Annotated in this window: 7 protein-coding genes; 2 read left to right on the top strand and 5 right to left on the bottom strand. The window is 37.3% G+C overall.

The genetic code is table 11. The features are described from left to right. The first annotated feature begins 201 nt into the window (after nucleotides 1-201). Entirely contained in the window at nucleotides 202-1269 is a 1068-nt protein-coding gene (locus tag A9Y75_RS13825) for a hemolysin family protein (protein ID WP_071190152.1), read from the top strand. A 3-nt stretch (nucleotides 1270-1272) separates the two neighbouring features. On the opposite strand, the gene A9Y75_RS13830 is transcribed toward A9Y75_RS13825, so the two are convergent. Continuing rightward, nucleotides 1273-1779 carry an N-acetyltransferase gene (locus A9Y75_RS13830; protein ID WP_071190153.1) on the bottom strand — a complete coding sequence of 169 codons (507 nt, stop codon included), beginning with the start codon at nucleotides 1777-1779 and terminating at the stop codon, nucleotides 1273-1275. A 60-nt stretch (nucleotides 1780-1839) separates the two neighbouring features. Between A9Y75_RS13830 and A9Y75_RS13835 the strand changes: the two genes are divergently transcribed. Further along, nucleotides 1840-3009, top strand: a complete 1170-nt coding sequence (locus A9Y75_RS13835) for an FAD-binding oxidoreductase (RefSeq protein ID WP_071190154.1) — start codon at nucleotides 1840-1842, stop codon at nucleotides 3007-3009. Here A9Y75_RS13835 and A9Y75_RS13840 read toward each other — a convergent pair. From A9Y75_RS13840 to A9Y75_RS13855, 4 genes are all read right to left on the bottom strand, one after another. Continuing rightward, nucleotides 2978-3502, bottom strand: coding sequence for a hypothetical protein (locus A9Y75_RS13840; protein ID WP_071190155.1), 525 nt, complete (start codon nucleotides 3500-3502; stop codon nucleotides 2978-2980). The two genes, A9Y75_RS13835 and A9Y75_RS13840, sit on opposite strands and share 32 nt — an antisense overlap. A 20-nt stretch (nucleotides 3503-3522) precedes the next feature. Then, on the bottom strand, nucleotides 3523-5289 hold the full coding sequence (locus A9Y75_RS13845) for a GGDEF domain-containing response regulator (protein WP_071190156.1): 1767 nt from the start codon (nucleotides 5287-5289) through the stop codon (nucleotides 3523-3525). 13 nt (nucleotides 5290-5302) lie between these two features. Then, a complete protein-coding gene (locus tag A9Y75_RS13850) occupies nucleotides 5303-5734 on the bottom strand; it encodes a response regulator (protein WP_071190157.1) in 432 nt (143 codons plus the stop codon). Between the two features lie 289 nt (nucleotides 5735-6023). Continuing rightward, complete coding sequence (locus A9Y75_RS13855; protein ID WP_071190158.1) at nucleotides 6024-7910, bottom strand: PAS domain-containing protein; 1887 nt, start codon at nucleotides 7908-7910, stop codon at nucleotides 6024-6026. Nucleotides 7911-7990: the final 80 nt, after the last annotated feature.

The following is a 7990-nucleotide window of genomic DNA, read 5'->3' on the forward strand; positions in this document are numbered from 1 at the left end:
GTCAATAGGATTTGAGATGCGCTAACCCTGTGTTAAGAGTTCCCTAAAACTAAAAAACTTTGTACCTCACGAGCATGGGAACTGCTATATTTTGATATTTAGAAAGCTAAAAATCACGTTACAATTATTAAAGAAAGTATGCATTAGCTCATCCACCTTTCAACTAACCCCAACTTTCTATTTCCATACCTAGGAACCTATATGTTACAGCTTCTAATTACTGTATTAATTATTATTTTAGGTTCAGCTTTGTGTTCTTGTACAGAAACGGCGCTGTTTTCTGTTTCAACGTTGAGAGTTAGACAATTAGCGCAATTAAAAAACCCCTCCGCAGTTGCACTTCTAGCGATTCGTGAAAACATGAATCGGCCTATTGCCACTATTGTCATCCTCAATAATACTTTTAACATCATTGGTAGTATTCTCACAGGTAGTATTGCTACTCAAGTGTTAGGAGATCAATGGCTTGGTGTATTTTCAGGAATCTTAACATTCCTGATTATCATCTTTGGGGAAATTATGCCCAAGACAATTGGAGAGAGGTATTCTGAACAAATTGCTATACTCACAGCCATACCTGTAACTGGAATTTCTATTGCTTTTACTCCTTTGGTTTGGATTCTAGAAAATGTCACTGCACCCTTTTCTAAAGGGAGAAAAAGACCGACAACAAATGAAGCAGAAATAAAGCTGTTAGCAAATATTGGTCAACAAGAAGGAATTATCCAAAGCGATGAAGCTGAAATGATTCAAAGGGTGTTTAGATTAAATGATGTGACAGCTTCAGATTTGATGACACCCCAAATTATGCTCACATATATACGTGGTAATTTAACTTTAACTGAGGCTAAAGCAGATATTATTGCGTCCCAACATACGCGAATTATTGTTATAGATGAATCTATTGATCAAGTGATTGGATTTGCTCTCAAACAAAGCTTACTAACAGCCATGATTGAGGGTAGTAACGATCAAAAAATTGCAGATTTATGTCGAAATGTGCGATTTGTTCCTGAAATAATTAGGGCTGACAAACTTCTCAAAAACTTTATAGAAGCCCGTGAACATCTTGCAGTAGTTGTCGATGAATATGGGTGTGTGGCTGGTGTTATTACTTTGGAAGATGTACTTGAGGTAATAACTGGTGAAATTGTAGATGAAACTGATAAAACTGTTGATTTACAAGAAATTGCCCGTAAAAAAAGAGAAAGAATGTTGCAATCTATCAATATTGATCATGCTAAAGAAACAAGTAATTACCCTACTTAAATATCAAACTCCATTAAAAGCAGGTGGATAAACAACTTTCCCTTGATACTGTTTATCATAGCTTGACAATGTTTTCGCCATAAAAAATTCATCCGGTACTGGAAAAGGAGACTCGATTTGATAATTAATTGATGGCTGAAAACCAAAACGAGTATAGAAAGCAGGATGACCAAGTATAATAACTATAGCTTCTCCTCTGGTATCTGCTATTTCTAAACTGGCTTTTACTAATGTGCTACCAATTCCCTGTTTTTGAAATTCTGGATGAACTGCTAAAGGTGCTAAACCAAGAACCGGTAGAGTTTCTTTATCCACTAAATCAATATAGCTGTAAAGAATATGAGCAATTACCTTACTTTCAATTTCTACAACTAACGATAATTCGGGAATATATCTGTCGGAAGAACGAATTTTTTTAATAAGTTTAGCTTCAGTTTCACCCTGAAAAGCTAGGGTATTTACCTCAGCTATTGCTGGATAGTCTAACAGAGTTTCACAACGGATGTTCATCATAGAATTCCCACTTTTTAAATATTAGATTCAAATATTAGAGATTAGAGTCAAAAACCTATGAAAACTTACGATTGGATTGTTGTTGGTGCGGGAATTACAGGTGCTGCACTTGCTTATGAATTAGCGAAAACAGGCTTTTCTGTACTTTTGCTAGAACAACAAACAACACCACAAAATGCAACTTGCTATAGTTATGGTGGCATTTCTTATTGGGCAGCAACTACACCAATTACACACCAACTATATCAAGAAAGTATAGCCCGTCACCGTATTTTATCTCAAGAATTAGATGCTGATACTGAATTTCATGAATTAGATTTACTACTAACTATTCCTACTAATGCAAACCCAGAAGCAACAGCTATATCCTATGCACAAGTTGCCATTCCACCACGTTTACTAAGTGTTAAAGAAGCTTGTGAATTAGAACCACTGTTAAATAAAGAGGCAATATCAGGTGCTTTAACTGTTAAACACGGACATATCCATCCCGAAAAAACAGCACAAGCATACATTCAAGCTATGTTCCGTCTTGGGGGAGAAATGGAGATTTCCCAAGTATTAGGATTTATAACCACAAATACAGGAAAATTCACAGGTGTAAATACAACTACTGGAATCTTCTACAGTGCTAATATTGCTATTTGTGCCGGTGGAATTAGCCGAAAATTACTAAAATCATCTGGGATTCCTATCAAGCTGTATTTTTCTCATGCAGAAATCATTGAAATACCACCTATAGAACTACGGTTAAATACTTTAGTAATGCCAGCTAATATGCAAAGATTTAAATTGGATACTGAATCAACTCAAGTTGATGAATTATGGGATGAAGTTGGTAACGAGATAGTACCACCTATTTTAGATGCGGGTGCAGTGCAGTTTCGTGATGGTAGTTTACGATTAGGTCAAATTAGTCGTGTTCTCACAGATCCTCATGCCCAAGTTAACTCAGAAGCAAGTGAAAGATGGTTGAGAACAAGTATCACACAAATTTTACCAGCTTTGGGAAATTTACCAGGAATTTGGCATCATTGTTTAGTGGCATTTAGTAAGGATAAATTGCCATTGATTGGTGCTATTCCCGAATTTGAGGGAATTCATATTTTCTCCGGTTTCAGTAGTCCCTTAGTTCTTGTACTGCCATTAGCAGAACGTTTTGCTAAATTTGTATCTGGTCAAGAAGATGACATTATTAGCCAGTTATCTCCGACTCGCTGGAATTAGCAATGATGTGATTTAATTCTAATTCTTTGATGTTGATACCCGTTGTTTCTGAAGCTATTAGTTCGGCTGCTTCTTGCAAGAGTTGCTGTTGTTCCTCTTGAATTGTTTCTAGACGACGAGCGATTTCTGTTAATCTTTGTTGTTTATGTTGAGGAATTGTTAGAGAATTGACAGCAATTAATTCTGAATTATTATTGTTATCTTTAATAGTTGTCAAGGTGAAATGACTCACCTTGATCAAAGATTGAATTAACTTTAATGGAAATTTTATTATTGACCAACTAGCTGTTTCAATTAAACGCACAATTGCTTTGATGATGATCCCAAGGATAGCAGTGAAAACCAGCACTATTACTAAACTGATAATGGGATGATTAACCCCCCAACCAAGTATTTGTAAAAGCTGTAAAAATACTGGTTGTTGTGTGAAAAATTTATGTAAATAAGAGGTAATAGTATTTTGAATATGTTCACCAGTTAGCCAACTATACATATAGAAATTAGATTTATGTTTTATAAGGCTTTGAGGCTAAATATACTATTATTGGGGATAATAGGTACTAAAGAAAGACTGAGTTCTCTTGTGATTTTTTGAAGCCAGTCCTTGACTTGAGATGCTGGCATAGGTGTAGAGAATAAATAGCCTTGTCCATAATTGCAGCCTAGCGATCGCAATTTATCACGTTGTGCGGCTGTTTCTATCCCTTCGGCAACGATATCTAAGTCAAGAGTGTGGGCTAAGGTAATTATCGCTTGCAAGATTCCCAAGTTTCGCTCATTTTTCTGGATGCGAGATACAAAAGAGCGATCAATTTTTACAGTATCTATGGGTAATCCGTGCAAATAAGATAAGGAAGAATAACCAGTGCCAAAATCATCAAGGCTAATTTGAATACCTGCTGCTCGAAATGCTTCCAAACTAGAAATGATTGTTTGTGTATTATTCATCAGCGTACTTTCTGTAATTTCCAGTTTCAGCTTTAATTGATGCAAATTCAGCGATTGATATTTGTGGATTATTTTTGGGACTAATTCTGGTTCATTTAATTGAACTCCTGATAAATTTACTGCCAAACTCAGAGGTAGATAATCTGCTAACTGACTTTGCCAAATAGTTAATTGTTGGCAAGCTGCTTCTAAAATCCAATCACCAAGGGGAATAATTAGCCCCGTTTGTTCTGCTAAAGGAATAAATTCATCGGGTGATATCCATCCTCGTTCAGGATGTTTCCAGCGTATCAGTGCTTCAAAACCGACTATTTTGTAAGGATTTAAGGAAAAGATTGGCTGATAGAAAAGTTGCAACTCTTCATTGCTAATTGCTTTTCTCAAATCAGTTTCTATCTGTAACCGATTTGATGCTTCCGTTTGCATACTGCGATTGTACACAACTGTGGGATATTGTAATCCCTGTTCCTTTGCAGTGTAGTTGGCAATTTCTGCTGCTCGCAAAAACTCTTCTGCTTCTTGAAAATCCATTGAAGAGTGGACTATACCAATAGTAATTGAGGCATAAATTAAGAACCCTTCTAACTCAAAAGGAGGATCAAGTACTTGATGTACCTCGTTTCCGATTTTTTCTGCCTCACTGACATGATTGAAATTTTTTAGCAATATGGCAAATTCATCCTTTCCTATTCGTGCTAAATAATTACCAGGACGTAAAGTCTCTTGCAGACGTTTTCCCACTTCAATAAGTAGTTGTTCACTCTTATTATGCCCAAAGCCATATTTAATCTTTCGATATTGGTCAATATCTAAAAAAATAACTGTAAATATATGGTCATCCTGGATATAATTCTGTAAAGTATTTAAGAAAGCATAACGATTAGGTAAGTTAGTTAATTCATCATAAAAAGCTAAAAATTTGACCCTCTCTAATGCCTGCTTGTGTTCACTTCGTATCTGGGCTTCTCGCAACTCACGAGTAATAGCTGGAACCAATCGAGTGAGATTTTGCTTGAGTAAATAATCGTGCGCTCCTGATATCATTAAATCAATGGCTGTTTCCTCACTAATGGAGCCAGAAACAACAATAAAAGGAATGTCGAGTTGACGCTGTTTGACTAGTTCGAGTGCCTTGTTTGCAGTAAACAGAGGCATGGAATAATCTGTGAGAATAACATCCCATTCTTGAGTATCTAGAGCTTCTACCATTGCTTCAGATGTCTCAATCTGCTGATAAACTACTTCGTAATTTGCACGTTCCAACTCTAATACAAGCAGTTCAGCATCATCTCGGTTGTCTTCAACAATCAGAGCTTTAATTTGATAATTCATAATAAAAGGTTGATCAGGTATTGGGAGGAGGACTGTTCAAAAATAACCAGTACCTTCCTAGCTGTTGTATGACATTTACAAATTCGTCATAATCAACAGGTTTGCGGATATAGCTGTTGCAACCCAAACCATAGCCTTGAAGTCGATCACTCTCTTCATGAGAGGTCGTCAAAATCACAATAGGTAACAATCGAGTCCGAGAATGAGATCGAATTTGCCGGAGAACTTCCAAGCCATTAATTCGAGGTAGCTGCAAATCTAACAAAATCAAATCTGGTAAGGGATCTGAGCTTGTATTATTTGAAAATAGATAGTTGATTGCTTCAACCCCATCTCTAGCGATGACAATATTTTCTTGCAGTACAGATTTTTCAAATGCTAGTAGTGTTAATTCTACATCATCAGGGTTGTCCTCAACAATAAGTAGTGTATTTGTTGTAGCCATGTCACTTTGTATTATACCTTATGTTTGCTATTAGTTCTAGAATGTATTAATTCTTCTTACTAAAAGAACTGCGACTGATTTTGAGTAAAAAATATTAATTGCAGTTCCATAACCATTAGACCTCTCCGGAAATATGGTAGAGACGTTCCGCCGGAACGTCTCTACAAGGGTTTCAAACCACGCACATTTAATTACCACCAGATGTCTAATAAATTCGCTCAATTGAAAGGTATGAATTCAATCAATTTCTCCAGTTGATAACTGTGATTAGGATTTTAAAACATCAAGGTTAAGGATGTAGTGTAAAATAAAAAGTTGCTCCTTCCCCAACCAAACCTTCTGCCCATACATCACCCCCGTGACGGCGAACGATTCTTTGCACAGTTGCTAAACCGATGCCTGTTCCAGGAAATTCCTCCACGGTATGGAGTCGTTGAAATGGTTGAAATAGCTTGTTTGCATAGAAAGCATCAAAGCCAACTCCATTATCACGGACAAAGTAGGCTAAGGAAGATCCATCATTTTCTTGACATTGCATACAACCTAATTCAATATCGGCTTGTATTTTGACTGAGGTAAATTTCCAGGCGTTGTTGAGGAGATTTTCCAGAATAATCCTTAAAAGCTGGCGATCGCCACTGACAATCAGATCGGGGGAAATAAGCCAATTTACTAGGCGTTCTGGATGATTTTGGCTGAGTTCTTGGGCGATTTCTTGAGCGATCGCACTAAGATTAACTTGAGTCGGTCGCATTTGGCTACGAGTTACCCGTGAGAGTTGCAGCAAATCATCAATAAGTTCCCCCATGCGCTGGGTTCCACTGCGGATACGATTCAGATAATGCTTGCCTTTATCATCTAATTGATCTTGGTATCGCTCTAATAATGCTTTGCTAAAACCATCTATACCCCGTAGAGGAGAACGTAAATCATGGGAAACAGAGTAAGAAAATGATTCTAGTTCCTTGTTAGCGGCGGTAAGTTCTGCGGTGCGTTGCTGGACTCGCATCTCTAATTGCTGATTGAGTTCCCAGATTTTCTGTTCTGCTTGTTTTCGTTCGGTGATATTGGCAGCAATCCCCACATGACGTAATATTTCCCCAGATTGGCTATAAATAGGAAAAACACGGGCAAAAATCCAACGAATTTCCCCACGGGCACGAATAATCCGATATTCCTCCTGTAGTGGTTCACCTTGAATCAGACGAGCGCAAGCTGCCAAAATGCGATCGCTATCTTCTGGGTGGATAGACTCATGCCAAGATGCTGGGTTTCGGTATAAGCTTTCACAACTCTGCCCCCAAATTTCTTCATAGCCAGGGCTGACATATAACATCTCACTTAAGTCTGCCGAATTGATATGAAAAACCTCATGAATATTTTCCGCTAATTCCCGAAACTTGGACTCACTCTCACGCAGTGCTTCTTGTGTTTGTTTAAGGGATGTGATCTCAGTGATAAAGCCTTGAATAGTTTGGATTTGTCCATCAATGGCTATTCCTAGACCTTTTTCCCATAACCATTTCTCCTCACCTAATTTGCTATGAATGCGATACTCTACTTGGTAGAAAATGTTGTCAGCAATCGCTGTTTGAATAGCCTCTGCAATTTTAGGTAAATCCTCCACCATAATCAAATCTGGGAACGTGCAACCCTCAAGACTACATAATTCTTCTTTGCTATAGCCAGTTACAGCTAAACAACCATCACTTACATCCTGCATTGCCCAATTTACATTTCCATCACGAGAAAAAGCAATTCCTGGCAAAGTATTAATTAAATTGGCTAAATTGATCTGGCTTTTCTTTAAGGCATTGTTTGCAGTTTCTAATTGGGCTGTGCGAGTCTTCACTCGTGCTTCTAAATTTTCATTAGCTTCTTTGAGTGCTTGCTGATATTCTTGTTGTTTCTGATCAATTACATTTAAATATTTAGCATTCCACCAACTTACTCCACCTAGCATAAATATATTCACAATTACTCTGATTACAAATCCAGCTTCTGGTAGCAGTAAATTGTTTTCAGAAGCCAACATCAATAATGCTGCATTCAAAATAGGAGCGCCAATAATTATAGGTAAGAGGCTACGAATAATAACTCCACCTAAGTAAGGACTCATCACCACTTTCATCCAACCCCCTTCAGGACAAGCTAATAAAATTGCTATCCCTAGCAATGTCAAACCACAAAACCAATAAAAGCTGTGATCATGCCCAGTTTCACTGAGAGGATGTTTTAAAAGTTTTTAATGTATAA

Source organism: Trichormus sp. NMC-1, assembly GCF_001858025.1.
In the GTDB taxonomy this organism is placed as follows: domain Bacteria; phylum Cyanobacteriota; class Cyanobacteriia; order Cyanobacteriales; family Nostocaceae; genus Anabaena.

Bases quoted from the DNA above. Each gene is read 5' to 3' on its own strand.
- A9Y75_RS13825 (WP_071190152.1), top strand. From the start codon at position 202: ATGTTACAGCTTCTAATTACTGTATTAATTATTATTTTAGGTTCAGCT.
- A9Y75_RS13830 (WP_071190153.1), bottom strand. From the start codon at position 1,779: ATGAACATCCGTTGTGAAACTCTGTTAGACTATCCAGCAATAGCTGAG.
- A9Y75_RS13835 (WP_071190154.1), top strand. From the start codon at position 1,840: ATGAAAACTTACGATTGGATTGTTGTTGGTGCGGGAATTACAGGTGCT.
- A9Y75_RS13840 (WP_071190155.1), bottom strand. From the start codon at position 3,502: ATGTATAGTTGGCTAACTGGTGAACATATTCAAAATACTATTACCTCT.
- A9Y75_RS13845 (WP_071190156.1), bottom strand. From the start codon at position 5,289: ATGAATTATCAAATTAAAGCTCTGATTGTTGAAGACAACCGAGATGAT.
- A9Y75_RS13850 (WP_071190157.1), bottom strand. From the start codon at position 5,734: ATGGCTACAACAAATACACTACTTATTGTTGAGGACAACCCTGATGAT.